The 26720-nt window shown below is 75.6% G+C and carries 1 protein-coding gene (only partly in view); it reads right to left on the reverse strand.

Annotated features, from left to right (window positions below; all coding sequences use genetic code 11):
* On the reverse strand, positions 1–26691 hold the 5' portion of the coding sequence (locus FHX78_RS07680) for a lonely Cys domain-containing protein (RefSeq protein ID WP_167531711.1). The gene continues 12825 nt to the left of window position 1, outside the view; the window shows 26691 of its 39516 coding nt (coding positions 1–26691); it begins with the start codon at positions 26689–26691; its stop codon lies beyond the left edge, outside the window.
* Between the last annotated feature and the right edge of the window lie 29 nt (positions 26692–26720).

Genomic DNA, 26720 nt, shown 5'->3' on the forward strand with positions numbered 1-26720 from the left:
GCGCCCGTCGGCGTCCGCCGGGACGGCCGGGGCCGCGTCCCCGGTGTCCGGGCCGACGCCGCTCCCGGTGCCGGCCGGGTCGCCGGTGTCCCGCGCCGCGCCCAGCTCGTCCGGGGTGACGCCCAGGGTCCACAGGCGCGCCTCGGCGTCCTCCAGGGCGCGGCGCGCGTCGTCGACCGCGGCCCAGGCGTCGGCCACCGCCGTCCCGTCGCCGCTGATCCGCTCCGTCGTCGCGGCTTCGGCGGCGGCCGCGCGGAGCCCGGCCAGCGCCGACGCGTGCGCGTCCCAGGCGGCCGCGAGGCCGTCCGCCTCGCCGGTGCCGTCCGTGCCGTCCGTGTCATCGGCTCGGGTTCCGGAGGATGAGGGCGCGGGCGCGGCGGTGTTGGGCGCCGCCACGGCCGTGCCCGGCGCCGTCCCGTTGGTCACCGTGCCCGTGCCCGCGGGGTCGCCCTCGGCGGGTGTGGTCCGCCCCCACGTGCCGGGCGCGGCCGGCCGGCCGTCGGGGCCGGGCAGCAGCGCGACGGTGTACGTCCCCGTCGCCGGGTCGTGGTGGAGCGTGGTGGCGCTGTCGGCGCTCCACCAGTTGCGGGCCGAGTTGCGGGCGCCCTCGCCCGGGACGCTGCCCTGCGCCGGGGCGCCCGACGGCCGGGCGTGCGGCACCACCGCGACGACCTCGGCGTACCCGTCCATGCCGAGCAACTGCGGGTCGCGCAGCACCAGTTCGCCGAACTCGCTCGGCGGCACCGGACCCGGCATGCGGAGCCCGCCGGCGTCACCGTCGGCGACGTACACGAAGGGCGCCGGACGGTACGGGTCGGCCTTCCAGGGCGCGGGCTCGGTGCCGACCGGCACGAGCGTGCCGTCGGGCGCGTACCCCAGCAGGGTGACCACGGAGGGGTCGAACGTGCCGGGCGGCCGGTTGGCGCCGTCCAGTCCCCGGCCCCAGGCCTCGCCCTGAGCGTCCGTCAGGAGCCGGTCGGCGTCCAGGGCGCCCTGCTGCTCCAGGTGGTGGGCGGCCACCTCGTGGAACTGCCACGGGTCGCGGCCCGCGGCCGCCGCCCGCCGCGCCGCGACGACCGCCTCGCCGAACCGCGACGGGTCGGGGGCGGGCAGGTGCAGCACGGCGGCGGCGAACGCGCCCCGGTCCGGCTGGGGGCCGGTCACCTCGGCGATCCGGTACGACGCCCACAGCAGCCGCGACCACTCGTCCTCGCCCAAGGGGTCGCCCGCGTCGAGTCCGAGGACCTGCCGGGCGACGGTCTCGCGGTGGGAGGACGCGGCGAGGCTGTCGAGCATGCGGACCAGGCCCGGCAGTCCGATCCAGCCGGTCAGGGGGCCGCGCGCGCCGGCGTCCCACCGTCGTGCCGCCTCCGCCAGCAGGCCGCGGTGGTGGTCCGGCGTGAACTGCGGGACCTGTCCGGCCGGGAATCCGCCGTGGTAGCCGGTGAGGATCTGCTGGTACAGGTCGAGGGTGAACCGGCGGGCGCCGTCGCGGTCCAGCCGCGGGTCGGCCGCGCGCATCAGGTCGAGCGCGCCCATGCCGCGCAGCAGGTCCGGGTATTCGGCGGTCTCGTCGACCGTGGGGCCGAAGATCTGCCGCAGCGCGCGCACCAGTCTGAGGGCCCGCTCGCGGGTCGCCTCCGGGACGGGCCCGGGGCCGTGGTGCAGCCCGGCGTCGCGGGCCCGCCGGTCCAGCGCGTCCCCGGCCGGCTCCGGGCGGAACATCACCCACGGCCGGGTGCGGCCGCGCGCGTCGGAGAAGACCCCGATGTACGTCGTGGGATCACCGGGCCGGGTCTCGCCAGTGGAGTTCATGAACTGCGTGGCGAACACCGTGCGGCCCGTCTCGTTGGCCGTGTCCTGGCCGACCGCGACGGTGCCGAGCGGGTCGGGCACGAACGGCAGCGGGCCCTCGACGTGGTACCCGGGCACCTCGCCGATGCCGGCGGGTGTCGCCGCGTAGCAGATGAGCAGCACCACGGGGTGCTCCGGGGCGAGCGAGGCCAGGCTGCGGCGGCGGGCCAGCGTGCGGGCGAAGCGCGGCCCGTCGTCGTCCCGCCGGCCCTGCGGGGTGTGCCAGACGACGGCGCCCGGCGTGCCGTGGTTGTTGGCGAAGTACGGCGCCGGCAGGTTGAGTTCGGTCCACGGCAGCGGGAGGGGGGTGCCGCCGGGGCCGTAGGCGTTGCGCAGGTGGGTGTAGGACGTGACCGTGCCGAGCCGGCTGTGCGCCAGCGTCCGCGCCCAGCCGCCGCCCGGCGTCTCGGAGAGGTCCATCGAGATGTAGCCCATGGACCGGTGGTCCTGGGTGGCGACGGAGAGGGCGGTCACCCGGTCGTCCGGCTCGGCGGCGGGCAGCGTACCGGCGGGGGCCGGGGTGTTGACGAACCACTGGCCGCGGGGCGCCTGCTTCACCTCGTCCAGCAGCAGGACCATCGAGCGGCCCGGCACGTTCGGCAGGCGGCCGATGCCGGCCCGTCCGGTGGTGGCCCACACGTCGCGGCCGAGCCGGTCGGCGAGCCCGCGCGGCAGGTCGAGGGAGTCGGCGGCGGACCGTTCGACGTGGAGCAGCACCGGCGGCCGGGAGGGGTGGCCCGCCAGGTCGCGGTCGAGGGCCATCAGCTCGTGGAAGACCTCGGGCGGCACGGGGCGCGCGAAGCCGCCGAGCCCGCGCACCACGACCGCGTCCGGCCGGGCGGACAACAGCACGAGGTACGGGTCGGGGTCGCCGGACGTGGGCCGCCAGGGCGCGGGCTCGGGCCCGCTGTGGCTGGTGGTGCCGTCGGCGGCGCGGGAGATCCTGCCGGTGCTGCCCGTGTCGAGGTCGGCCGGCAGGGGGCGGCCGAGCCAGTTCCAGCCGCGCGGGCGGCCCTGGGCGTCGGTGAGCCGGAAGTCGGCGTGGAACGCGCCGCGCTGGGCGAGGTAGTGGGCGGACAGTGCGGCCAGGGTGCCGGCGCCGGCGGTGACGGGGGCGGTCGCCAGGCGGACCAGGGCGCCGCGCGCGGCGGCGTTCACCGTGTCGGACGGGTCGAGCAGCAGCACCCGGCGGACCACGGCGTCCAGGTCGAGGAAGCCGCCGCGCAGGCCGGGGTCGGCGTCCCGGAGCCGGTCCAGCCGTTCCAGCGCGTGTTCGGCACGCTCGCGGTCGACGCCGTTCAGGGCGCCCAGGCCGTAGAGCGCGTCGAGGACCGCCTCGCGGTGCCGCTCCGCCTCCTCGGGCAGCACGGTCATGGGCGCGGTGCCGCCCGGCTGCTGTCCGGCGGTGGGGGTGCCGGACGGGTTCGGCGTCTGCGGCACCGGAGGGCTCGGCAGCTGCGGCACCGGGTGGTTCGGCTCGGCGGCGACGGGCCGGGTGTGGATGGTCCGGCCGGACGGGCCCGGGCGGTGCGGGAGCACGGAGCGGGTGCCGCCGTCACGGGTGTCGCTGACCGTCGTCGGCCGGTCCTCGAGTTCGTCCAGCAGGCGCTGGGCGTGCTCGTCGGGGAAGAGGCCGTCGCGTGCGACGTTCTCGCGCAACTCCCCCTCGCTGAACGGGTGGACGTTCCAGTAGCGGCCCCAGTTGTCCGTGTAGTCCAGCCGCGGGTCGTGGCCGGCCACGTCGTTCAGGGCGAGCTGGGCGCCGCGCATCACCTCGTGGAAGGTGTGGTGGTCCACCGTCAGCGAGACGGCGAGCATTCCGGCCCGGATCAGCCCCAGGTCCAGGTCGAGACCCCACTGGTCCCGCATCCGGGCGGCGTGCAGCATGAAGCGGTACGTGGATCCGGCGGTGCCGGTCGCCACCAGCCCGCCCGTGTCCTCCGAGTTCCCCTGGAAGTCCGCGCTCATCGCGATGTCGTACACCGAGGTGGCGGGCATCCACGTCAGCCCGGAGTCGTTGACCGCGATCCGGCGCTCCGCCTCGCTCAGCGGCGGACGCGCGTCCTCCGGACGCGTCCGGATCGTCACCGAACGCTCCAGCTCCTCGACCGCCGCCGCCTTCTCCTCGGCGGGCAGGTCCGAGGCCTGGATCTCTCCGAAGCGCCGGGTGAACTCGGCGTAGGCGTCGCGCTGCCGCCGGCTCGGCCGCTCCGCCGCGATCTCCGGGTGCTGCTCCTCGGGGCCGCCGAGCATGGACGGCACGAAGTCCTTGGAGATGCCCTCGTACAGGAGCGCCACCAGTTCCCGCAGGTTGCCGCTGCGCAGCACCTGCTGCAGTGCCGGGCGGGACGTGCCGACGACGCCCGCCTTGTACTTGCTGGTGTCGCCGAACAACGCGAGGTTGCGCGGATGGTCCCGACGGGCCGTCGCCCACGCGGCGCTCGCCATCTTCCGGTACTCGGCGACCACCGCCTCGTGCTCGGCCAGGTACGCGCCGAGCCGCTTGTCGAAGGCGGCGGACTCCTCGGCGTAGCGGATGCGCGCCCGGACCCACGGCGGGGCGTCGCTGTTCCGGCGCTCCCGGCCCGGCTGCCCGGGACGGGCCGGCGGCCGTGACCTGGCCCGCCCGCCACCGGCCGTGGAACCGGCCGGACCGGACTCGGCGGACACGGGCCCGGCGGACGCGGGCCGCGTGGACACCGGGCCGGTGGCCGTCGCCGGGTCGGTGGTGGTCGCCGGGTCGGTGGTGGTGGCCGGGTCGGTGGTCGGTGCGGGCGTGGTGCTCACCGGCCGCGTGGGCTCGTCGGACCGGACGGGTGCGCCGGCGGGCGTCGTACGGCCCGACGCCCCCGGACCCGCCGGAACCGCCGGAGCCGCCGGAGCCGCCGGGACCGCCTGCCCCGCCGACGCCGGCGGGACCTGACGGCGGTCGTCGATGTCGACCGTCACGACCCGCCCCTGCGCCGGGTCGGTGGCGCTGCGCACCCGCTTGGCGTCCACGGTGAGGGCGAAGTCCCGCACCGTGACGGGTCGCGCCCCGCTCCCGCCGCTCTGGAACGTCCGCAGGACCTGGCCCAGCCTGGCCCCCAGCGCCTTGGCGACGGCGTCGGCCCGCTTCCGCCCGCTGCTCTGCGAACGGTTGCCGTGGCCGGTGACGGTGACCGCCGGCATCGGCAGTCCGTGCGCGCGGTTCCACAGGCCCGCGCGGGCCAGCGTCGTGGCCAGGCCGTCGATGGTGTCGGCGTCCGCGGCGGAGAGCGCGTGCTCCTGCTCCTCGAACCGGATCGTCCGCTGGTACGGGCGCGGCGCGTGGCCGTGCAGCACCACCGTCGTCAGCGGGTTGGCGACCGCGGGCGAGTTCTCCGACAGCAGGGCCGCGTTGACCTCGTGGGCGGACTCGCCCGGCCGCTTGCTGTAGGCCCGGAAGAACCACTGGTCCTTGTGCTCGACCACCGGCGCGGCGGCCCGGAGCACCTCCCTGGCGCGGGCGCGCGCGCCGGCCGCCTCACGGACCGCCAGGGCGTGCTCGGGCCGGTCCTCGTCGAAGTACCAGGGCAGTTGCTCGGCCCGGTGGACCTCGGCCAGGGCCCTGGCGGCCCGCGCGAAGCCGTCCAGGCGGGCGGTCCGCGTCCCGTCGTCGCCGGCGCGCCGCGCCTCGGCGGCGCGCTGCTCGGCCGAGCGGGCCAGCCGGTCGAGTTCGTCCTCGCCGTAACGGTCGAGGTTCTCGTCGATGACGTCGTCGAGGAGTCCGGCCGGGATCTCGCCGCGCGAGTGGTTCTCGTTCTCCAGCGTGATCTGGTGGGTGCCGTCCTCGCTGGCCAGTACGACCTGCGCGAAGTGGTAGGGGGCGTGCGGGCGCACCGGGTCGCCGGGCTTGGCGTGGTTGTGCGTGAACAGCTGCGCGCCGCTGTCGTTCGTGGTGCTGATCGACTGGATCAGGTAGCCCTCGCCGACTCCCGCCCAGGCGTGCTCGTTGACGCCGATGCGCCGCGCGGCGGCGGCCAGCGGGGTGCGCAGCGGGTTGTCCCGCGGCTCGTAGCTCAGGGCGCTGCCGTAGCGCTCGCCGGGGGTGGGCGCGCCGACCACGCCGCCGGTGAAGCGGTTGTCCCGGCCCGTCTGGCGGGCGGCCCAGCGGGGGGTGACGCCGTCGGCGGGCCGCGCGCCCTCGGCGACCTCCGTCAGCGCCTGCGCCAGGTGGTGGGTGCCGGTGACCTCCCGGCCGTGCAGGCCGTTCACCGGGGCGGTGGTGACCGCGCCGGACGGGTCACGGAAGGCGATGTGGGACAGGGGCGCGGCGGACTCGCCGGCCACCATCTGGGCGAAGTCCCGGGTGAAGGCGTGCTCCGAGGTGCCGGACTCCGTCAGGAACTCCGGTTCCACCCGGAAGAGGGGTTCGCCGTGGGAGCCGTCGTCCTTCGGCAGCAGCACGCCCACCGACTCGTCGGCCTTCAGCCGCACCCCGGCCCCGGCCGCCGCCAGCGCCGCCGAGGAGCGTTCGATCGCCGCGCGGGTGGCGTACACCTGCCGGCTGCGGCCGTTCCCGCCGTCCTCGGGCGCGAACGTCGCCAGGGTGCGGTCCTCGGAGATGCGCAGCGGCGGCCGGTCGGCCGTCCGGACGGTGCCCTGGTCCTGGCGCGGCATCACCAGCGCGGGCGCGTCCGTGCCGTCGTCGGCCCGGACGTCCCCGGCGGTCACCGGGAGCGGCGGGGTGAACAGGACGCCGTCGCCGCGCCGGTCGATGACGCCGTAGTCGCGGGTCGTCAGCGGCCGGGCCCTGCGCTCCTCGATCCGCCGTTCCAGGACGGCCTGTTCGACCATGCGGTCGAACTCCGCGTCCCCATCGCTGGTGGACCCGTCGTCGTCGGTGCCGGGATCGCCCTCGCCGCCGAGGTCGCGGGCCCCGGGCAGGCCGCCGTCCGCGGGCGGTTCGGTCGAGGCCCAGCGCGCGCCCGTGTCCCTGGCGCCCAGCTCCAGCATGAGGTGGCGGGTGCCGGCCGTGGGGTGCGTGGCCACGCCGACCGGCGCCTCGGGGTACCAGACGCGGCGGCCGGTCGTCCCGGCGACGAGGGACGCCACGGTCGCGGCGTACGCCGGCGGCAGCGCCAGGACGATCTCCGCGCCCCGGGGCCGCCGGGCGTCGTACGAGATGAGCATGGCGAGCTCTTCGGGGCTGTCCACCAGGAAGGTGCGCCCGGGCATGGCGATCTCGACGGCGCGGCCGGCCGGGCGGGCGGCGACCAGGTACGGGTTCCGCCACGGCGCGGGCTGCGGCACGACCCGGCCCCGGACGCGCACGGCGTACGACTCCAGCTCGGGGACGCTCTGCCCGGGCGCGATGTGGTCGCGGCCCACGGGGTTGCCGTCGTCGTCGCGCAGCAGGGTGGCCTCGTCGAGGGCGCCGCGCCCGGTCTCGATCTGCCGCTCGACGAAGTACAGGGAGAGGGCGTCGGCGGTCGCGAGGTCGTCGGAGGAGGCGTCGAGCGCCAGCGAGCCGAGCAGGTGGAAGTCCGCGGGCCCCGGCCCGGCCGCCCTGTCCATGTGCAGGACCTGCCGGGCGAGGTGGACCAGTCCGCCGCGCAGCGCCTGCTGCGTCTCCCGTCCGCCGGCCTGCTCCACGACGAGGTCGTACACGGCCTCGGAGGTCTCCCGGAGCCGGTCGCGCGGCACGGTCGCCCGGAACGGTCCGAACAGCAGGTCCAGCCAGCCCGGGTCGGCCCAGACCGGGGGCTCGTCGTCGTCGGAGTCCGACTCGGCGTCCGACTCGTCGGACGCCTCCGCGAGCGGGGACAGACCGCGGCCGGCCGGCAGCGGCGGCGGGACCGCGCCGTCCGGGCCGGTGTCCGGGGTGGGTGCGGGCAGCGACACCGGGTCGACCCACGCCGGCTCCCGGCGCTCCACCGGCGCGCCGCGGCGGGCGTCGGCCCAGCTCGTACCGTCCGGCGGGGTGTGCAGGTCGACGTCGCCGGCGACCGCGGCCCACAGCTGGAGGTGGCGCGGGCGCAGACCGGCCTGCGCCAGCCCGTCGGGGGCGGTCTCGCGGAACGGGCCGAGCAGGCTGCCCGGCGCGTGCAGCCGGCCGGGGTTGTCCGCGTCGCGCGTCTCGTCCCGCAGGAACAGCTGGTGCGCGAGTTCGTGCGCAAACTCCACCGGGTCGGCGTCGGCCCACCAGGCCCGCTGGTTCATGGGCCGGTCCCGGTCGACGAGGTCCACCGTCAGGTGGGGGTCCTCGTCCGGCGCGACCCGCTCGACGGTGACGTGCAGCCGGTCGCCGCCCGGCAGCCGGTGACCCGGCCGGTTGTAGAACTCCTCGACGCCCTGGAGCACCCGCTCCATCACGGCGTCGGTGTCGGTGCGTTCGTCGTCCCCGCGCAGGGCGAGGCGCACGGTCAGGTCGGTGACGTTCTCCCCGCCGTGGGCGAAGCGCCGTACGTCGAAGGCGGACCGCACGACGATCCGCGGGCGGTCGTCGAGGCGGGCGCGGGGCGGCGGTGCGGGCTCGGCCGCCGGGTCCGTCGCGGTCCGCGGCTGCGGCTGCGGCTGCGGCTGCGGCTGCGGCTGCGGCTGCGGGGCGGTGTCGGCGTCCTGGTGCAGCGGGATGCGCAGGGCCGTGTCGCCGCCGTCCTCCGGCACCAGGTACAGGGCCGTGGAGTCCGCCACGATCCGGTGCGGCGTCACGTCGTGGTCGAGGTCGGCCATGACGAGGGCGAGGGTGTCCATGTTGGCGACGCGGCCGATCCAGCCGCTGTCTCCGCGCAGGATCGCGCCGGTCGCCTCGTGCACGAAGTCGTGGCCGAAGCGCGTCCATCCGGACGGCGGGATCTCCGGACCGCCGGGCAGCCTGATGTGCCCGGTGTCGGCGACGTCGTAGCGGAACGGCTCCGAGCGCGACTCGGCGGGACGGGTGTAGGTGAACCACCGGCCGGGCCGGGGCCCCTCGGTGTCCGGCGCCTCGTCCGGGCCGGTGCCGGTGTCCGTCGCCCTGCCCTTGCCCTTGTCCGCTCCCTCGCCCGTGTCCGGGCCCGTGTCCGTGTCCGTTCCCGTGCCGGGCGGGGTGTCCGCCGTGGCGGCGGGCCCGGAGGCGGCGAGCGCCGGTACGCCGGTGAGGGGGACGACCGCGTTCGGGTCGACGCCGCCGTAGCGGGGCCGCATGACGGTGACCGGACGGCCGATCGGCCACTGCTCGGCGACCGGGTCGAGACCGTCGTCGGGCGAACCGCCCGGCAGACGGCCCCGGGCGCCGCCCGGACCACGGGTGGCGACCTGCCGGGGCCCGCCGCGGTGGTCCTCCACCGTGATGTCCACGGTGCCGGTGCCCGCCTCGGACGCGGTCGCCCGGCGGTCGCGCGCGGAGACCGGCTCCACGGTGAACCGGTCGGCGGTGACGTGCGGCCCCGGTGTGCCGTCCTGAAGCGCCGCCAGCGCGTCGGCGAGCTCCTGCCGGAACGAGGCCGCGACCGACTCGGCGCGCGCCGTCGCGATGTCCCGGCCGGTCAGGCGCCCGCCGCGCAGGCCGGTGACCTTGACGTCCGGCAGCGGCAGCCCGTTGGCGGTGTTCCACAGGGCGGTCCTGGCCACCACCTTGGCCAGGTACCGCAGGGAGTGCTGGGCGCCGTCGGGCGTCTGCGTGGCGCCCTTGTCGAAGGAGAGGGACAGCGGCAGCGCCTGCTGGCCGCGGACCACCACGGCGGTGAGCGGATTGGCCTCCGCCGCGGGCTTGTCGGCCAGCAGTTCCGCGTTGGTGTCGTGCGCCGACTCGCCCGGCCGCTGCGAGTACATCCGCATGTACCACTGGTGCTTGCCCGGGATGACCTGTTCGATCCGGCCGACGCGCTGCGCGGCGGCCCGGGTCGCGCCCTCCAGGGTGCGCTGTGCGTCGGCGCGCTCCGGTGAACCGGCGGGCGCCGCGCGCATCTCCAGCTGGGCCTGCTTCGCCCGTACCAGGGCCAGCGTCAGATCGAGGTAGCCGCGCAGCTCGGCGAGGTGCTCCTCGCCGCCGGACTCCTGCCGCTGCTCGATCTCGCCGCGCAGGCGCGCCGCGGTCTCCCGCAGACCGTCCAGGCTGTGTTTCCTGAGGTTCATCTCGACGGCCCTGCGGTGCCAGCTGTTGCGCTGCGAGGCCCGCGCGTGGTTCTCCAGGGAGATCTGGGTGCTGCCGTCCTCGCTGGCCAGGACCACGGTGGCGAAGTGATAGCCGTAGTGCGAGCGGTTGGCGGCGTGCTGCGGCTTGGCGAAGTTGTACTCCAGGCTCGGCTGGCCCTGCCCGCCCTGCGCCGCGACGGACTGGACGACGTAGCCCTCGCCGACGCCGGCCCACGCGTACTCGTTGATCCCGATCCGGCGCGCCGCGTCCGACAGGGCGTCGCGGCGCGGGTCGACCGGCTCGGCGAGGCTGAGCGCGCTGCCGTAGGCGCGGCCGGGCAGCGGGCCGTCGTCGCCGCCGGTGGGCCGGTCGTCGCGGCGGACGTACGAGGCCGCCCACGCCGGATCCGCCGTCTCCGGCGCCACGTCGCCGTCCGCGACATGGCCCAGGGCGTCGGCGAGGTGGTGCGTGCCGGTGACCTCCACCCCGTCGGAGGCGTTGACCGGCGCGGTGACCACCAGGCCGGTGCGGGGATCGCGGAAGACCATGTGCGACGTGCGGGAGTTCTCGGCCAGCATGTCGGCGAAGTCCCGGCAGACCTCCTCCGAGGACTGCCCGGAGCGGGTCAGGAAGTCGGGCGTCACGCGGAACAGCCGCCTGCTGCCCCCGTCGGGCGTGGGCAGCAGGATGCTCAGGTCCTCGTCGGTCCGCAGCCGCACCGCGAGGCCCGCGCGGGCCAGGTCGACCGACGCGCGGGCGACGGCCTCGGGCGTCGCGAAGACCTGCTGCCCGTACGCGCCGTTCTCGACCGCGAGCGTACGGTCCGGGGAGATCCGCAGCACCGGCCGCTCGGTGGCGAGCGTCTCGTGGTAGTCCTGCGCGGACATGTGCAGCTCGGGGGCGTCCTCCGAGTCCGTCAGCGCCCGCGGACTCTGCCGGGCGTCCCGGATCCCGCCGGGCTTGCGGAAGAGCACGCCCTCGCCACGGTGGTCCACGACGCCGTAGTCCCTCGTGGTCAGCGGCTTGGGCCGGCGCGCTTCGACCCCCTCGGCGTGCTCGGATTCGCTCCCGTACAGGTCGACGATGTCGGCGACGTCCCCTTCGCTGCCGTCGTCCGTGCCCGGTTCGACGGAGGTCCACGCCGTGCCGGGGCCGTCGGGGACGGGCCCCACGGTGATGTGGTCGGTGCCGGACCGCCAGTCCGTGGACGGACGGGGGTCGTGCTCCGAGTACCAGACCTTGGAGCCGGTCAGGTCGGCGAGGTGCCGGGCCAGGAACTCGATGTCGTCGTGCGGGAAGGCCAGCACGATGTCGGCTGCCGGGGGCCGCCCCGGGTCCCGCGTGACGAGCCGCGCGATCTCACCGGGGTCGTCGAGGGTGAACCGGCCGCGGGGCGTGACCAGGTGGACGGCTTCCGTGCCCTCCTGGGCGAGGACGACGTAGGGCTGCGTCCACGGCGCGGTCCAGGTGGTCAGGCCGCCGTCCTCGGTCTCCACCCCGTAGGCGTTCAGGGGCGGCACCTGGTCGCCGGTGCCGATCCAGTTGCGCGCGGTGCCGTCCGCGGTCTGCACGTGGGTGTCCCGGCCCAGGGCGGCGTCGTGGCGCGTCAGGTACTCGGCGAGGCGGTCGGCGTCGGCGAGTTCCTCCGGGGAGGCGCTGAGCGCCAGCGAACCGAGCATGAGCAGGTGCCGGTCCTGCACCGCGGCGTCGTCGTCGAGGCCCAGCACCTCCCGGGCCAGCTCGTTCAGTTCGTCCCGGACTCCGGTGGCGATGGACGTCGGCGCGGCGTTCGCCCGCGCCAGTTCCCGCAGTGACTCCGCCGTGTCGACGAGGGTCTCGTGCGAGAAGTCGCTGCGGGCGGCGGGGCCGAAGAGGGTGTCGAGCCAGACCTCCGGGACGGTCCGCGCGGCACCGTCCTCGCTGTCGGTGTCGCTGTCGCTCGTGTCGTCGGTGAACCGGAACTGGGCCAGCGCCTCGGACTCGGTCGTCTGCCCGGTCTTCGGTTCGGCGCCGGACAGCGTGCTCAGCTCGTACGCCTCCTCCTCGCCGTCCAGGCCCGGGACGTCGTTGCCGGCCGGAGTGCCGGCCGCCGGCTCGGGTGCCGGGGTGCCGGGCGACGGCTCGGGGTTCGCCGCCGGCTCGGGTGCCGGGGTGCGCGGGAGCAGGGGCACGAAGTCCCCGCCGCGGCGGCGCAGTCGCAGGTGGGGGGAGTCGGAGGACGGGCCGGGGTAGGTGTGGGCGGTGCCGTTCTCCTCGACCAGGGTGACGGTGGTGCCGGTCGCGGCGGCGGCCCACTCGGCCACCGCGCGGTCGGCCGCCGGACCCCACGGGGCCTCGGAGAGGTGACGGCGCAGGTGTCCTTCGAGGGCCTCCGCGCTGGGTGTGGGCGCGCCGCGGCGGACGTTCATCGGCGGGGGTGTGAAGAGCGTGTCGCGGTCGGCCGGGGTGCCGGGCAGGCCGTTCAGGCGCATCAGCCGGGCGGGCGGCGAGTCCGCGCGGCTGCGCAGCCGCCGTGCCTCGCGCCGGTCGAGGCCGGGCTGTTCGGCGGCCAGGTTCAGGGCCGTGGACAGCGCGCCGAAGAAGCCGTTGCCGCGGCCGGTGACGGTGCCCTGGGTGTAGGTGGCGCCGTCGGGCGCGGTGAGCACGCCGTCGCGGGCGAGGCGGTAGCGCGGGCCGGTGCCGTCGGCGGGCGGGATCCAGGGCGGGGTGGCGTGGCTGCGGTGCGCGGGCGGCTGCTGCGCCGCGGGCGTGGCGCCGCTTTCCGTGCCCGTGCCCGGGTCCGTCGTGCCCGGGTCCGTCGTGCCCGCGGGGGCCGGCAGCGGGGTGGCGGCCGGGGGCGGGGTGCCGGGCGGGAGGGCGGCGTGGAAGAAGCCGTCGGCGGTGAACAGGACCGGGTCGGCGGCGGGGTCGACGGCGGCCGGGTCGGTGCCGGGCGGGAGGAAGAGCTGTTCGTGTCCCTCACCGGTCACGACGGTGAGCGGGGTGCCCAGGACGCGCGCGGCGAGGGCGGGCAGCAGGTCGGCGCCGCCGTGGTCGCCGGCGCGCCGCTCGGGCACGGCCGGCGACCCGTCCGCGCCGCGCGTGCCACCTGCCTCCGTGTCCGGCCCGCCGCCTTGCGGGGGTTCGGCCGTGAAGGGCCGGGACAGGGCCGCGACGGCCAGCGCGACCCGCTGCTCGGGGGTCGGCCAGAACGTCACCGGGAGCCGGCCCAGCGCGTCGAACTCGGCCTGCTGCGCGGGGGTGAACGTCACTCCGGCGGCGTCGATCTCGGCCTGGGTGAAGGTGTCCTCGACGTCCAGCGCGAGGGCGTCGAGGAGGTCCTGGTTGCGGTCCTCGCCGAGCGCCCAGGCCAGCCGGTCACGGGCGGTGCCGACGGCCTCGGCGGTGACCGCGGGGTCGCCGGGGGCGGCGGTGAAGCGGCCGGCGAGGTCGGTGCCGAGCAGGTGCGGCAGCCGGCCCCGCTGCCCGGCGGCGGCGAGCAGCGCGTGGAAGAACGAGGCGCCGTCGTGCGGCACGTCGTGCAGTTCGCGCACCGTGCCGCCGTCGGGCGAGGTGAGGGTGCGGGGGGCGCCGTCGGTGCCGTCGGTGACCGTGTACGGCGCGGGCGCCTCGGAGCGCCACTCCGGCTCGGTGTACTCCTGCGGCCGGTCCGGCACCGGGACCGCGGCCGAGCCCTGGTGGTGGGCGGTGAGGCGGGAGGCGGCGAGGTGCAGCCGGTGGTGGGCCGCGGCGGCGTCACCGGTGCGCTGCTCCCAGCGGCGCACCTCCTCGCGGGCGTTCTGCCAGGCGGTGACGGCCGGGGACTCGGCCACCGCCCGCGGCAGGACGGTCGGCAGGTCGGGCCGGCCGTCGCCGAGCGCGGCCTGTTCCTCGGCGCTGAGGTCGAGCCAGGTCTCGCGGGCCCGCGCCCGGGCGTCGTAGTAGCGCTGCTCGGCCGTGGTGAGGTCGCCCGCCGCCTTCGCCTGGTCGTCCCAGGCCGCGCCGACCTCCTCGGGGAACGTGTTGTCGTCCAGCAGGCCGTACTCCCGGGCGACGTCCTCGCGCAGCCAGACCAGGGCGGTGGTCTCGCTCTCGGCGCCGCGCGGCCCGCGCCTGGCCTTGCCGAGCGCGCGCAGCGGGCGGCTGTCGGTGAGCCGGTGGTCCGCCTCGGCCACCGACAGCCAGGTCACCGGCAGCGCGAAGAGCATGCTGCGGTCGGCGACCACCTTGACGTGGGTGGCCTGGTTGGTGTCCGTGGCGCCCTTGAGCGTGGTGCCGTCGTTCGAACCGCCGATCGGGACCGTGGCGCCCGGGTTGGTCATGCCCGCGTTGCTGGTGCCCGCCAGCGGCGCGGTGCCGACGGCGCCCTCGACGTTGTCGGTGATGCCGGATTCCATGGCGTCGGAGGCCTTGGTGCGCCGCATGGCCTCCATGCGCGGCTTGTTCTCCACGGCGAGCAGCCGGGCGCCACGGCGGTGCATCTTCGCGTACAGGCGTGAGTCGGCGGTGTGGAACTGGCCGAGGAGGCGGGCGGAGGCCTGGGTGGGCAGCGGTGAGCCGTCCGCGCCGAGCGCCTCGCGGAACGCGGCGGTGAGGCCGACCTGTGTGGTGGCCTCCTGCTGGGCCTCGGCGGGGGCGGTGCCGAGGCCGGTGAGCGGGGTGTGGCGGGCCATGCGGACGCGTCCGTCGAGCACGCTGCCGGTGAGCCGCCGGCCGAGGTCGCCGTCGCCGAAACCGTCGGCGCGGGCGGTGGCCAGGGTGAGGGCGTCCCGCACGTGGGTCGCGCCCCGGACGTCCACGGCGAGGAGGCCGGCGCCGATCCGCTCGTCGAAGGGCAGCACGTCCGGGTCGGGTCCGCCGGACGGGTCGCCGGCGGCGGAGGTGCGCCAGGCGGCGATGCCCTCGGGGCGCGCCTCCTCGGCCGTCAGGAGCCGTATCGCGCGCTCCGGTTCCGGCACGTCCTGCTCGGTGAGCGCGCCGTCGGCGCCGTCACCGTCCGGGGTGAGCAGGCCGGCCGGGAGGATCTCGTGGAGGCTGCCGACGGGGGTGGTGGCGTGGGGGGCGAGCGGGTCGCCGGACGCGTCGACCATGGTGACGGTCAGGGTGTAGCCGGTGACGATCTCGGCGTGCGCCTGGGTGGTGGCGATGTTCGGCGTCGTGACGCTGCCGACGGTCTCGGTGCGGGTGCTCGACCGCTGCTTGGCCGCGGTGCCCTGGACGGAGGGGTTGGCGACCAGGATGCCGCTGCTGGCCGCGCGCTGGCCGCCGCTGAACGTCAGGTCGGCGCCGCGGTCCTGGGAGACGCCGTCGGAGTCGTCGCGCCCGGTGCTGCGGACGTCCTCCATCTCGATGCCGGTGCGCAGCCGCTCCACGGTGGTGGTGACCGGGGTCAGCTGGAACCGGACCTGCCCGGGGCTGCCGCCGACCGTCAGGTGGTGCGGCCGGGACCAGGCGCGGTAGCGGACCGGGAGGGCCAGTCCGTCGGTCGTCAGCTCGTGCAGGTGGCTGCGGAGGAAGTCCGGGGAGAGCCGCTGGAGGACCTGCTCCCGGTCGTGCGACGGCACCCCGATCTTCTCCAGCTGCGCCATCAGCCCCGGCACCATCGGGCTCGCGTCGAGCTGGCCGCTGGGATGGGTGGGGAAGCGGCGGCCGCGCAGGAAGGCGGGCACCCGGTAGCCGCCGCCGAGGTTGCGCGGGGTGCTGGTGTCCAGGCCGTCCGGGGCGAGCCCGGCCTCGATGACGTCCTGCATCGGCAGGTGGAACATCACCGCGTCACGGATGTGCTGGAGCGCGGCGGCGGCCCGGCGGGGGGCGAGGCCGCTGCCGAGGCGCGCGGAGAGCCGCCCGGCCGCGGAGCTGACCAGCTCCCCGGCACGGGTGCCCACCGTGCCCATCGCGGCCGTCCAGCGGTCCCGCACCGCGATGGTCTCGGCGGCGTCGGCGACGACCAGGTACATCCGGCCGGCGAAGGCGACGGTCGTGTTGCGTCCCCGGGTGAGCGTCTGTGTGAGGCCGCGGCCCCTGCCCCAGGCGTACTGCAGGGCGGTCGAGTAGGAGCCGACGAGCGCCTGCTCTCCGGGGGCCTGCTGGAGGGGCATGTAGGAGCCCTGGAGGCCGAGGGTGGTGCGCGTGACGGTGCTCGCGCTGCCGGCGACGCGGTGCTCGTTGCCGAGGGTGGCCTCCAGGCTGGTCGGCTTCGGGTCGCTCCTGACCCGCAGGTTGTGCAGTTCGCCGCGGATCGCGGCCTTCAGGTAGTGGGTCTGCAGGGGCCCGGCGCCGTTGAGTCCGGTGACGCGGGAGCCGAACGGACCCAGGTACTGGCCGAGTTGCCCGGCCACACTGAGGTTCGCCACGGCCCGGCGCAGCGCGGTGCGCACCGGGGTGCCGGGGGCGCTGACGTGCCAGGAGGTGCCCGAGGCACGGTCGGCGGTGTCCTGCATGACCTCCTGGCGCTGCGGTCCCCCCTCGGTGCCGAGCACCGCGTACGGGGCGCTCAACAGCCGCTGGATGAGCCGCCGGTCGGCCGAGTCGCCCCTGGGCAGCGGGCGGGTGCCGTCGAGGAGCTGGTCCGCCTCGGTGGCGGAGAGCCGCCGCGGCGCGGGCACCGCGGCCGGCTGGGCGGCCCCGGTGCCGTCGGGCGACGGGTCGGCCGGGGGGTACCGGTGGGAGCCGTGCACCGCGGGCACGGCCAGCTCGACCCGGCCCACGGTCTCGTTGCCCCGGCTGAACAGCGGACGGTCCTCGACCCTGCTGACGAAGACGCCGGCGCCGAGCACCCCGAGCGAGGCGAGGCGGGCCCAGCCGCGCGGGCGGCGGTGGCCCTCGAAGGAGGCGCCCAGCTCCACCCGGTAGCTGTAGAGGTCGGCGCCGTTCTGGAACGTGAGGTTGTCGTGGTTGACCGCGACCGTGCTGCGGGTGGCCTTCTGGTCGGTGAGGGCGTAGCGGGCGCCGACGGACACGCTGCCGGTCTGGCGCGGCAGCCCCACCCCGGGCACCTTGTCGTGGTCACGCGGCGAGATGCCCAGTTCGACGCCGGCGGAGAGGGTGCTGGACGCCTGCTGTCCCTGCCCGGAAACCTCGGTGCCGGTCACGGCGTTGCGCAGCGAACGCTCGCTCAAGGTGGTCTCGAACCGCCGGTCGGTGAGCCGCGCCCGCAGGGTCAGCGTGTGGTGGCCGCGCCGCACCTTGCCGTCCTCGGTGAGGGTGACCTGCACGCCCGTGGTGGTCAGCTCGTCCAGGCTCTGGGCCAGCGATGGCTGGTTGAGCGCCTCGCGCACCTGGCGGTCGTTGTACCGCGCGGTCCGCATCCGCCCGTCGCCGTACCAGAACGTGGCCAGCCGGGGGTGCCGCAGCATGAACGGCGGGACGAACAGCGACGGGTACGACCGGTGCAGGGTGTCGAGGACGGCGTCCGCGAAGACACTCAGGGGCTTCTGCGCGGCCTCGGACTCCTGGCCCTCCCGGGACGGGTCCTGGGGGGCGGGCCGCCCGTCCTGGCTCGGGCTCGGGCCGGGGTTCCGGTCCTGGTCCTGGCTCTGGCTCGGATCGGGGTTCCGGCCCTGCTCCTGGTCCCGGCCCTGGCCCTGCGCCTGGTCCTGGCTCGACAGCGGATCGGTCTGCGGGCGGTCGGGGACGAAGCCCTCGGCGCGGACCTGGCCGCCCAGGTGCACCGGGTCCTCGCGGGTGAGGTACCACGGCACGGGCGGCTCGGCGTCCGGGTTGGGTCCGGTCCGTCCGGGCGTACGGCTGTCCCAGCCCGCGAGCCGGCGCGCGTCCTCGGTGGACATCCAGTCCAGGCTGACCACCCGTACCGGCCGGACCGCCGACCGCGGTTCACCGGCCATGCGCACCATCAGGGTGCGCTCCACCCGGTACAGCGCGAGGGGGTGGTTGCGGATGCGCGCGGTGATCTTGCGGGCCGCTTCGGTGCCGAGGAAGTGGCTCCGCCCGGTGCTGAAGTCCCCCCTGACCAGCGGGCCGCCCTGGAGGCGTACGTCCGTCTCCGGGCCGGCGAGCTGGTAGTTGGGCCCGGAGGTGACCTGGATGCCGAAGCGGGTGTCGCGGACGTGAGCGCGCTGGTTCTGGTACGTGGTCTGGACGAGGTCGCGCACCTCCGTCTTCAGCGATTCGGCGACCAGGGTGCCCCGGTGCGGTATGGACCGCTCCACGATCAGGTGCCCCAGCGGGTGCTGGCTGCCGCCCCGGGTCAGCTCCGGTCCGCTGACCGGCCCGGCGAACCGCCCGAACAGCGCGAGCAGGCGCCCGGGACGGACGTACGAGACCAGGGTGCGGTGCGCGGAACTGCCGGGCCGTGCCGTGGACAGGGCGAGCGCCAGGTCCTCCGGGGGGTCCACCAGGTGCAGTGCGGTGACGTCGGTGGCCCGCGGCTCGGCCCCGTCCGGGAAGGTGAGCGTCTCCGGGGCCCGCCGGGGCCCGGTGAAGGGCACGGTGAGGTCGTCGGGCAGCCGCCAGCTCAGACCGTCCCGCACGGCGAACCCGGCGCTGTGCACCTCGCTGCGCTCCCAGCGGAGGACCGGTGCGGGCGTGCCGGGCGCGTTGTCCTGGCCGCCGGTCTTCGGCGCCTCGGTGACCCGGTCCACGCGCACCCGGTAGTAGACGTCGTCCAGGTGCAGGTGCGACCCCTCGTAGGACCGGTACTCGGACTGGTTGTAGGCCTGGGTGCCGAGGGTGAAGTCGGTCCTGCGGGTCCAGCCCAGCGAGAGGCCGATCTTCAGCAGCCAGTTGAGCGGCGGCCCCATGCTGAGACCGGCCGCGATCCGGCGCCCGAAGCCGACGCTGCGCCCGCCGCCCGTGCCGGCCTGCCCGCGCCGCATGCTGTCCACACGGGTGGTGCCGTCGTTCACCTCGGAGAAGCGCTCCCAGCGGTGGTACGGGACCGCCTCGACCGTCATCTCGTGGCCGACGCCCGATTTCTCCCGGCCCACGAAGCGGGCGCCGCGCGGGGCGGTGAAGGCGCCGGGCTGTTCGGTCAGCAGACGCAGCAGCTCCGCCTCGTCGAACTGGGTGCGCAGCTTCTCCGGCAGCTTCCCGAGGATCTCCTGGGCCACCTGCTCGGGCGAGCGCAGGGTGACGGCGCCGAGGCCGGTGAAGAGCCCGGTCGTCCGCGGGGTCGGGTTCGTGCGCCCGTCCGGGCTCCCGTCGTGCGGATCGGCGTCCGGGCTGAGCAGGGCGGCGGGCAGCCGGCTGCCGTCGTCGAAGGTGACGGTGCGCGGTGCCGGCCCCGGCGGGCGGACGTCCTGACCGGTCATCAGCCGGGCCGGGCGGTGCCGTTCGAGCTGGGTCTCCAGCGGCACCGGGGAGCCCCGGTCGGGAGTGTCGGGGCCGTAGACGTCGGTGATGCCGCCCATGCCGCGCAGCCACTCCCCGAAGGGGTCGGAGCCGTCCGGGTCCTGCGTGGCCGGGTCCTGCGTGGCCGGGTCCTGCGTGGCCGGGTCCTGCGTGGCAGGGTCCTGCGTGGCAGGGTCTTGGGTGGCAGGGTCCGGGGTGGCCGGGTCCGGGGTCGGGCCGGTCGTGGAACCGTTCGTGGCGGTGGAGGTCGTCGCCTGGTCCCGGGCGGTCGTGCCCGGGCCCTGGTCCGGTGCGGGGGTGAGCGGGGCGTCCGCGGGGACCAACGCGTCGAAGTGGTCGGTGCCGTTGTACGCCAGGTGCAGGGTGCCGCCCCGGCCGCCCGGGTGGAGCGTGGTGACGACGGTGTTCCCCGGCGCCTGCGGGTCGGGCTGGACGAGACGCAGGTCGAGGTCGAGGGTGTGGGCCAGCGCCTGCGGAAGCACGTCGGCGAAGGGGGAGGCCCACAGCCCGGGGAGTTCGGCCGCCGCGGCGATCAGTTCCCCGGTGCCGAGCCGCCGCGCGGCGGCGGGGGTGGGCACCACGTCGGCGAGGTGCGGGTAGGGGCTGTCCCGGAGGATCCCCTGCCACTGGGCGGCGTCGCCGTCGGTCACGACCGCCTGGGCGATCCGGTTCCAGTCCTCGGTGATCCGGCTCTGCTCGTCCGGGTCGGCGGTCCCGGCGAGGGCGCCCATCCGCAGGTCGTCCACCACGGCGAGCACCGGGTCCGGGGACGCCTCGGCGGCCGCGGCGGCCAGCTCGGACCCGGTGATCCGGTCGCGCAGCAACCGGCGCACACCGGCGATGTCGCGCGCCGCCCAGGCCGGCGGCACGGCCCGGCTGCGCGCGCCGTCGAGCAGCGCCCGGAACAGGCTGTTGCCGCCGCCGGGCGTGTCCAGCCGCCGGAAGACGACGCCGTCCGCGCGCACGGTGTCCGCCGGTCCGGGTGCGGCGGGGCCCTTGCTGAACAGGGTCAGCTCGTCGGCCGGGCTCGCCGGCCGGTCCGGGCCGGGCGTCGTCGGGAGCGGCGCGGGCCAGGCGAGTTCGGCGTGTTCGCTGTCGGGGCGGAAACGGAGCAGCGGTTCGCCGTCGGGGCCCCGGTGGGAATCGACGATCTTGTCGAAGACGGACTTGTCGAAGGTGGTCGACGGGTTCCAGAACATGTGCGCGCCGTGCATCACGGCGATGTCCTTGGACCGCATCTCCTCGATCAGCGCGTCGTGCCGCGGATGCGAGACGCGCGTACCGCCCGGCGTCGAGACGTCGAAGACGTCATGGTCACCGGTCAGGGGACGCCGCGCACCGTCCTCGTCCACACCGTGGACCACGCCGTCCCTGACGACGAACCGGTTCTCCGCCTCGTACGCGGCCATCGACGCGGCCAGCTCACGGAACTCCGTGGAACGCTGGTTGAAACGCGACAGGACCCTGTCCCACTGCCCCTCGGGAACCGCCGACGGCTCAGGCAGCACCGGCCTGAAGTACCCCACGAGCCCGACGGTCCCCGGATCGGCACCCAGGAAGGTGTCGATCTCGTCGACGGTCTTGGCCTTGATCTCCTGCGGCTTCGCCATCGCCCCGGACTCGAGCCACTTCGGAGCACTCGGGTTGGTCGGCCGTACGTCGATGACCAGACTGTTGTTCCGGGACACGTCACGGAAGCCCTTGAAGTTCTTCTCCGGCATCCCGTACGTCTGACGCGCCGTGTACGAATCGACCTCACCGCTCCCGACCGGCGCGGGCCAGGTGAGTTCGGCGTGCTCGTTGTCGGGGCGGAAACGGAGCAGCGGTTCGCCGTCGGGGCCCCGGTGGGAATCGACGATCTTGTCGAAGACGGACTTGTCGAAGGTGGTCGACGGGTTCCAGAACATGTGCGCGCCGTGCATCACGGCGATGTCCTTGGACCGCATCTCCTCGATCAGCGCGTCGTGCCGCGGATGCGAGACGCGCGTACCGCCCGGCGTCGAGACGTCGAAGACGTCATGGTCACCGGTCAGGGGACGCCGCGCACCGTCCTCGTCCACACCGTGGACCACGCCGTCCCTGACGACGAACCGGTTCTCCGCCTCGTACGCGGCCATCGACGCGGCCAGCTCACGGAACTCCGTGGAACGCTGGTTGAAACGCGACAGGACCCTGTCCCACTGCCCCTCCGGAACCGCCGACGGCTCAGGCAGCACCGGCCTGAAATACCCCACGAGCCCGACAGTCCCCGCATCGGCACCCAGGAAGGTGTCGATCTCGTCGACGGTCTTGGCCTTGATCTCCTGCGGCTTCGCCATCGCCCCGGACTCGAGCCACTTCGCAGCACTCGGGTTGGTCGGCCGTACGTCGATGACCAGACTGTTGTTCCGGGACACGTCACGGAAGCCCTTGAAGTTCTTCTCCGGCATCCCGTACGTCTGACGCGCCGTGTACGAGTTGACCTCGGCCGGCGCCGGCGGGAGGGACGGCCGCTGTTCCGCGGGGGCGGTGGTGGCGGGCGCCGGGTCGTGCAGGCGGCGTGCCAGCTCGGCGGTGTCCTCGGGGTTGAGGCCCAGATCGGACAGTGGCAGCGGTGCGTCCGACAGCGCCCAGGCGATCTCCGCCGAGGGCGCGTAGGAGAGTCCGCGCACGTCCTCCCGCGAAACCAGCGTGGACGGCGGCAGTTCGGGCGGCGGCGGGGGCAGCAGGGCGTCGAGCGTGGTGTCCGGCCCGGCGGCGGCCCGCAGGTCGGCCGCCGCGCGCAGGAACGCGGTGTACTGCTCCGGGGTGGGGCCGGTCGCCGGATCGACGGCGGTGCCGCCCGTGGCGGTGTGCCAGTCGGTGACCATCCGGTCCAGCAGGTCCGGGGTCATCCGGCCGTCGCCGTAGCGGGCCGCGGTGCCCGGGTCGAGCCAGCGCAGGCCGTCCACGTGGGCGAGCCCGGCGAGCAGCTCCCGGTTCTCCGGCCGCTGTTCGGCGTCCGGGCCGAGGGCGCCGCGCAGCGTGCGGACCTGCTGGAGGGTACGGGCCAGGGCGAAGGCGTCGGCGGGGCCGGGACCCGCGTGCAGGCCGGCGTCGCGCGCCAGCGCGTCCAGGTCGGCGCCGGTGGGCTCGGGGGTGAACAGCCGCCACCGCCCCGGCCCGTCCGGGCCCTCGGTGAGCACCGCGCGGACGTTGCCGTCCGCGTCACGGGCCGTACCCACCTCGGTCGTCGGCGCGTACACCGGCCGTCCGGTCCTGTTCGCCACGTGCTGCGCCACGGGCAGACCGGCGACCTCCGGCTGCCGCCCGGTCTCGCAGGAGAACAGCACCAGCGGGCGGTCCCGGTCGCCGTCGCCCGCCCACGACTTGAGCACCTCGCCGAGCTGCACACCGCTGACCTTCACGGTGGGACGTGCCGCGTCCTCGGTGCCGAGGGTGACGGTACGGGGGGTGCCGTGCGAGACGAAGTAGTCGGCGCCCCGCTCGGTACCGGAGCCGGGGAGCGCGGCCGGCGGTCCGGTGAACACGGTCCGGCGGACGGGTGGCTCCGCGACGGTCTCGGCGGCGGTTCCCCGGGGCGGAGCGGCTGTCGGGGCCGGGGCGGCGGACGTGGTGCGCACGCCGCGGAACGTGTCCTGCCCGAGCAGCGCGCGCCGCCCCGCGTCCCGCGCCGTGCCGTCCTCGGCCGGCCCCTGCGAGATGGTCAACGTCTGCACCGCGCGCCCCGGTTCGGGCCGTACGACCGTGTCGGGGACCAGCCGCCGCAGCTGCGCCACGGGCACCGACTGGCCGTCCAGCGTGGTGACGGCCGGCTGCCCCGCGGCCCGCACCACGATCCGTCCCGGCGGCGGCGCCGTCACGTCGGTGACCGGCGCGGTGTCGCCCGACGGGGTGGTGGTGGCCGGGGGCGGAGGCGGCGTACCACCCCTGCCGGGTCCGGACCCGCCCACCCCTTCGGCCGTGCCGCGGCCGTTGATGTCGCTGTCGCTGTCGCTGCTGCTGTCGCTGTCGCTGTTGTTGCCGGACTCCAGGTGGAGGTCGGTCGCCGGCTCGGTGTAGGGGCGGGACAGGGTGGCGATCTTGGTGGCGGCGGGCTCGGGGGTGACCGTGGAGTCCGGGCCGGTGCCGTTGCCACGGGTGGGCGGCGCCGTCTCCGCGCCCGTCTTCGGCGGCTTGGCCGGGTCGGTGGTGAGCGGACCGCTGTCGCCGTCGGCCGTCCCGGTGCTCTGGGTGACGGGACGGGGAGCGGGGTCGGACACCACACCGAGTGCGTCGGCGAGCGGCAGCAGCACGTCCGCGCCCGGGAACGCGGTGTCGGTGTCGCTGCCGGACTTGTCCTCGGCACCGGGGGCGGTGACGTCCGTGCCGCCGCCGTCCGGCGTGACGGCGGGCGGCGGGCCGGTCAGCGGGCGGACCTTGACCGGGGCGCCCGGCGCCTCACGGGTCAGCTCGACGGCGGCACGCACCGGGCGCCCCGCCCCGTCCGACGCGACCGCCGGCCCGAGCACCACGGCCCGGTCGGTCCCCGCGCCGTCCAGCAACTCGGCCGCCTCCGGCGACCCTTCACCCGGCGGCGGCAGCTGCGAGACCACGATCGTCAACGGCGGCGCCTGGGTGAACGCGGGGTCCCCGAGCCCGCCCTTCACGTCACGCACGTCGCTTCCGTCACGCAGGTCGCGAACGTCGGCGGTGTCGGTGGTGTCGGCGTACGAACTCGACGTGCTCACCTTCGGCGGAGCAGCGGTGAGATCCGCGTCAGCCGAGTTGCCCGTCTTTAGTGCGGGCGTGGGCGCGGCCTCCGGAGCCGCGAGGCCGTCCGGGGAGGTGGTGGTCTCCGGGGAGGTGGTGGTCTCCGAAGAGGTACGGATCTCCGGAGAGGAGGAGGTGGTCTCCGGCGGGGTCGTGGTCTCCGGGGACGGGGAGGAGTCCGAGGTCTGCGTGGACTGCGAAGTCTCCGAGATGTCTGAGTTCTCCGGGGTCCGCGAGATCTGCGGACTCTGCGCACCGTCGTCCGCCGTGATCTGCGTGCCGTCCCCCGCGACCGTGCCGTCCGGGGTGCGCGTGGCCGGGGGCGGCTGCGTGGCGGAGGGGCCGGCGGCCGGGTTGCCGCCGGGAGAACTTGTGCCACCCGCCCGGGCCCCGGTGCCGCCGGACGCCGAGGAGTTACCGGCTCCGGACGTCGAGGACGTACCGGTCCCGGATGCCGAGGACGTGCCCGTGCCGGGCGCCGCGGTTCCCGTGCCGGGCGTCGCCGAACCGCCGGCCCCGGGCGCGACGTTCGTACCCGCCCCGGGCGCGACGTTCGTACCCGGCCCAGAGGCAGCTGACGTGTCCGGCCCGGTGGCCACGGACGGTCCCGCTCCCGGCGCCTCGGACGTCCCCGTGCCGGGCGTCGTCGTACCGCCGGTGTTCCCGGAGGCCACCGAGCCGGTGTCCCCCAGGCCCTCACCCGGCGTCGGCGACGTCTGCCCGTCGTCCTGCCCGGCGACGTCTCCCGAGGAACCGCCGGTGAAGTCGGCCGTGTCCACCGACCCGTCGTCGCCGACCGAGCCACCCGACGCACCGAGCCCGGCACCGCCGGACGTCCCCAGCCCCGCACCACCCGACGACCCCAGCCCCGCACCACCCGACGACCCGAGCCCCGCACCACCCGACGACCCCGACGACCCCGTGAGCGGAGTGTCCACGGTGACCGGCGTGCCGAAGCCGTCGAGGGCGCGGCGGACCTCGTCGGCGTCGATCTCGGCGGCGGGGCCGTTCCCGGCCGGCACCACCCGCACCTCGGGCAGCTGGGACAGGCTGCTGTGCAGGCCGTCGCGGACACCGACCTCGGCGCCGGCGGGCAGCGGGGAGCCGCGCAGGGCGGCGATGTCACGCAGGGCCTGCTCGCGGACCTCGGCGGAACCGTTGTGGACCTGCTGCCACAGCGCGTTCTCGGCGGCGGTCACGGGCAGCGTGCCCGGGGTGTACGGCGGCGGTTCCGGCGTCGAGTACGGCGGCGGGTTCTCCGCGGCGTACGGCGGAGGCGCCTCGCTGCCGGTGAAGTCCCCCTGGGGGCCCGTGTTCTGGGCGGTGACGGGCGGGGGCGGGGCGAGGGACGAGCCGTTGCCGCCCGTCAGACCGGCGCCCGTGAGACCCGTACCCGAGGGGCCGCCGGTGCGGTCGGCGCCGTCGCCGTCCGCACCGGTGTCGCGCGAGCCCGGGGCGCCGGCGGAGTCCCGCGTGTCGGCATCGGTGCCGCCGCCGGAGACGGTGAGTGGCCGGTTACGCAGGTTGTCGATGGCGTGACGCAGTTCCGCGGCGCTGTTGATGGCCGTGTCGGTGAGCGTGGCCTCGACCTGGCTGCTGAGGCCCGCGCCGACGAAGGTGGACCAGCTGGTGGACCAGTCGTTGTCGAAGGCACCCTTGATGAGGACCTCGGCGAGCGCCTCGCCGGCGCCGGCGGCGAGGAAGTCGGCCGTTCCCTTGAGCCCGTAGTGCCCGGCCAGCGCGCCCGGCCGGTCGGCGTTGTTGCGCCAGATCTGGTTGTTCCGCCACAGGTTGGGGTTGTTGCGGAAGGAGAGCGGGTCGTTTCGGAAGGTGATCGGCGTGTTCGTGGGGTTCGGACCGCCGTCGTACGGGGTGGGGTCGGGGCGGTCGTTGGGGCCGTTGGGGCCCGGCGTGGGGTCCGGGTTCGGCTTGTAGTCCGGGCCGTTGTTCTTGAGGTCGGGGCCGGGACCGTCGTTCTTCAGGTTCGGTGGGTTGTTCCTGAAGTCGAGGTCCGGGCTGTCCTTGAGGAAGTTGTTGTCGTAACTCTTGACGATGTTCCTGGCCCAGCTGTCGAAAATGCTGGTGAGCCCGCCCGCGGCGGCACCGAACGCGGCGGCCTTCCCGATGTCGCTCCAGTCGATGCCGTCGGGACGGCGGCCGTCCGGCGCGAAGTTCATCATCGCCAGCCGGACCGCGAAGGTGGTGAACGCCTCGGCGAACGCCTCGGTCAGCGAGGGCGCCAGGTGCAGCCGCTGGAGGAGGTGGCTGAGCGTGGTGAGGATCATGAACCGGCTGCGCAGCTTCGCCATCATGATCTGGCTGGCGGAGGCGCCGCCGGTGAAGAAGGACATCGCCAGGTAGATGGCGATCTCGATGAGCAGCCGGATGACCTCGGCGATGACCTGCCACTTGGACTCCATGATGTCCATGGAGGTCTTGCGCCGGCCCTCGGCGATCTTGTCGAGCTGCTCGGCGAATTCGCGCAGGTAGTTCTTGCCGCCGTCGTCGATGAGCATGCCCATCGCCTTGGCGTACGACTTGGCCAGGTCGTCCGGCATGGACTCGGCGATGTCGTGGACCGACTTGTCGATCAGGGAGGAGATCCGGTCGAGCTTGCGGCCCAGCCCGGAGTAGGGACGCCTGCTCTCGAAGGCGAGGTCCTCGTCGGCGTCGATGAGCTTCTCCCCGGTGAGGATGAAGATCATCGCGTTGACCTCGGGCGACGGCTGGATGCTCACCGAGCGCCGCCCCGGGGGCCGTGCGGGCA

The sequence above is a fragment of the Streptomyces capillispiralis genome, from assembly GCF_007829875.1.
GTDB classification, from domain to species: domain Bacteria; phylum Actinomycetota; class Actinomycetes; order Streptomycetales; family Streptomycetaceae; genus Streptomyces; species Streptomyces capillispiralis.